Source organism: Phytoactinopolyspora endophytica, assembly GCF_004138495.1.
Lineage (GTDB): Bacteria > Actinomycetota > Actinomycetes > Jiangellales > Jiangellaceae > Phytoactinopolyspora > Phytoactinopolyspora endophytica.
The window spans coordinates 101671-104777 of sequence record NZ_ML142872.1 but is presented as its reverse complement, the minus strand read 5'-3'; the positions used below and the strand labels follow the sequence as shown (position 1 = coordinate 104777).

4 protein-coding genes are annotated in these 3107 nt (G+C 60.7%); 1 reads left to right on the top strand and 3 read right to left on the bottom strand.

Going from position 1 to position 3107, the window contains the following annotated elements:
• A partial coding sequence (locus ELR45_RS41790) for a fumarylacetoacetate hydrolase family protein (protein ID WP_240760280.1) occupies window positions 1-518 on the top strand: 518 nt, incomplete at its 5' end.
• A 52-nt stretch (window positions 519-570) separates the two neighbouring features.
• On the opposite strand, the gene ELR45_RS31115 is transcribed toward ELR45_RS41790, so the two are convergent.
• From ELR45_RS31115 to lysS, 3 genes are all read right to left on the bottom strand, one after another.
• Window positions 571-912, bottom strand: a complete 342-nt coding sequence (locus ELR45_RS31115) for a histone-like nucleoid-structuring protein Lsr2 (protein WP_129669745.1) — start codon at window positions 910-912, stop codon at window positions 571-573.
• 128 nt (window positions 913-1040) lie between these two features.
• Window positions 1041-1583: an amino-acid N-acetyltransferase gene (locus ELR45_RS31110; RefSeq protein ID WP_129669763.1), complete on the bottom strand. Its 543-nt coding sequence runs from the start codon at window positions 1581-1583 to the stop codon at window positions 1041-1043.
• 35 nt (window positions 1584-1618) lie between these two features.
• Window positions 1619-3107 (bottom strand): lysine--tRNA ligase (lysS, locus tag ELR45_RS31105; RefSeq protein ID WP_240760278.1); only part of this gene is annotated, 1489 nt, incomplete at its 5' end.

Here is a 3107-nt window from a genome sequence, read left to right as displayed (position 1 = left end):
ACAATGTCCTGATTCCCCGGGGTAGCACGAGGACGGACTGGGAAGTCGAGCTCGGCGTCGTCATCGGCAAGACCGCCCGTTACATCGATTCGCCGGAAGCGGCACTGGACGTGGTCGCCGGATACGTCATCTCGCATGACGTATCCGAGCGCGAATTCCAGCTCGAGCGAGGCGGAACATGGGACAAGGGCAAGTCGTGTGAGACGTTCAATCCGATCGGCCCGTGGCTCGTGCCCGTCGATGACGTGCCTGACGCCGGCAAGCTCCGGCTCCGCTTGTGGGTCAACGGCGAACTCCGGCAAGACGGCAACACCGAGAACCTGATCTTCGGAGTCGGCCACATCATCTGGTACATCAGCCAGTTCATGGTGCTGGAGCCAGGTGATCTCATCAACACCGGCACACCCGCGGGCGTTGCCATGGGAATGGCGGGGCAGCCGTACTTGACGACGGATGACGTGGTCGAACTCGAAATCGACGGTCTCGGTGCCCAACGCCAAGTACTGGGCCAGGCATAACCAACCGGCCTGAGGAGGTGTCACCGTTCGCGGCGGCACCTCCTCATTTTTGTCAGCGGCTGGCTTCGTACTTCTCGAGAATATCCGCCGGAATACGGCCGCGGTCGGAGACCTTGAGGCCTTGCTCGCGGGCCCAATCACGCACGGCAGCCGTATCTGTGCTGCTGCGACCCCCAGAGGAACGGCTGCTGCGGCCACCACGGGCCCGTCGGCTGCCGCCACCGGCTTTACGCGCCGACGCGACAAAAGGCGAAATCGCATCACGCAGCTTGGCTGCGTTCTTCTTCGATAGATCGATCTCGTAGTTCGCGCCGTCAAGGCCGAAGCTCACGGTCTCCTCCGCCTCGCCGCCATCGAGGTCGTCCAGGAGAATGACCTGAACCTTCTGCGCCATCTTTGATCCCTTCGTTAGTAAGCTAGCTGTTGGATACAGTCTAAGTCTCCATTAATACGCTACGCCGAGCAATCCTGCAATCCACTACAACTCGCCCAGCAAGCGACAGATCTTCTGGCGACTACAGATCATCCACCAATGCGGCGGAGCATCCGAACGTTACCCAGAGTATTGGGTTTGACTCGATCCAAGTCAAGGAACTCAGCGATTCCTTCGTCGTATGAGCGAAGTAACTGCGCATACACGTCTGGGGGGACCGGCGTACCGTCAACGCGCTCAAAGCCGTGCCGCACAAAGAAATCTACTTCAAACGTGAGGCAGAACACGCGAGAGACGCCTAGCTCGGTCGCGACTTCAAGGAGTTGCGACAGGATAGCGTGTCCGACACCACGGCCACGCCAATCTGGAGCAGTAGCGAGTGTACGGACTTCGGCCAGATCTTCCCACATGACGTGGAGTGCCCCACAGCCGATTACCTGACGGCTACCCGATGCCGGAGTATCGCCTACGGACTCGGCCACCCAGAACTCTTGCACGTCTTCGTAGAGCGTTACCGTTTCCTTGGACAACAGGATTCGCTGACGCGCATAGTCGTCGAGAAGCTGGCGTATGGTCCGGACATCCGTGGTACGAGCCCGGCGCACGTTGAATCCATCGTACGCCGGGCCCAACTCCTCACCGGTCTTCCCGGACCGCACGCCGGCATTCACTCCGGCTTCACCAGAGGGAACAGGATCGTTTCCCGGATTCCCGCGCCGGTCAGCAGCATGACAAGCCGGTCCACGCCCAAACCCATGCCTCCAGTCGGCGGCATGCCGTACTCAAGGGCACGCAGAAAGTCCTCATCGACCTGCATCGCTTCCGGATCCCCGGCTGCGGCCAGCAACGACTGCGCCTCGAGGCGAGTTCGCTGCACGACGGGATCGACCAGCTCGGAATAGGCGGGTGCGAGCTCGACGCCGGCGACGATCAGGTCCCACGCTTCAACGAGTCTGGGATCGTCCCGGTGCGGCCGGGCCAGCGGACGCACGGATTCTGGATAATCGCATACGAATGTCGGCGTGGTCAGCGTATGCTCGACCAGCTTCTCAAAGAGCTCGAGGACGATCTCACCGTGCTCCCATCCGGGCTGTACGCCCACATCATGCTTATCCGCCAATTCGCGCAGATACTCAGTTGATGTGTCGATGGTCACATCCTCGCCGACAACGTTCGATACCGCTTCATGAAGAGTGACACGAGCCCAAGGCGCTTCTAGGTCGATCTCACCGCCCTTGCCATCGGAAACGACCGTCTGACCGACAGAACGGGCCGCGCCCACGACAAGTTCACGTGTGAGAGTCGCCATAGTGTCATAGTCACCGTATGCCTCGTATGCCTCAAGCATCGTGAACTCGGGACTATGCGTGGAGTCCACGCCTTCGTTGCGGAAAATCCGACCGATCTCGTAGACCTTGTCGACGCCACCCACGATCGCGCGCTTCAGATAGAGCTCCAGCGCGATGCGCAACGTCATGGACATGTCGAATGCATTCAAATGTGTTTCGAATGGACGCGCCGCGGCGCCACCGTGCACCGTTTGTAAAACAGGCGTTTCCACTTCCAGGTAACCCTGCTGATGCAAAGTCTCCCGCAATGACCGCACCACAGTGGCCCGCGTCCGGACCATGTCTCGCGCGTCCGGGTTGACGATCAGATCGACGTAGCGCTGACGGATTCGAGTTTCTTCATTGAGCGTCTTATGCGCCACCGGCAACGGGCGGAGCGCCTTGGACACCGTGGCCCAACTCTCCCCCGAGACAGACAGTTCTCCTCGCTTACTGCAGACGACCTCGCCTTGCACGCCGATGAGGTCGCCGATGTCCACCAGATGCTTCCAGTAGTTCAGACGGTCCTCGCCGACGCGGTCCAGTGACAGCATGATTTGGAGCTCGTTACCGTCGCCTTCGCGCAAGCGAGCGAAACACAGCTTGCCTGTGTTTCGAAGGAAGATCACCCGGCCGCTGACCGCGACACGTTCCCCGGTCTCAGCGCCCGGCTCCAGGTCCGTATATGTCGCCCGGATCTCGCCGAGGCTATGTGTGCGGCCGAACGCACGCGGGTAAGGAGGCGTATCAGTTCCCAGCAGTTCGTCCCGCTTCTGACGGCGGATCCGCATCTGCTCCGGAAGGTCGTCGTCATTCGATGGCGGCTGC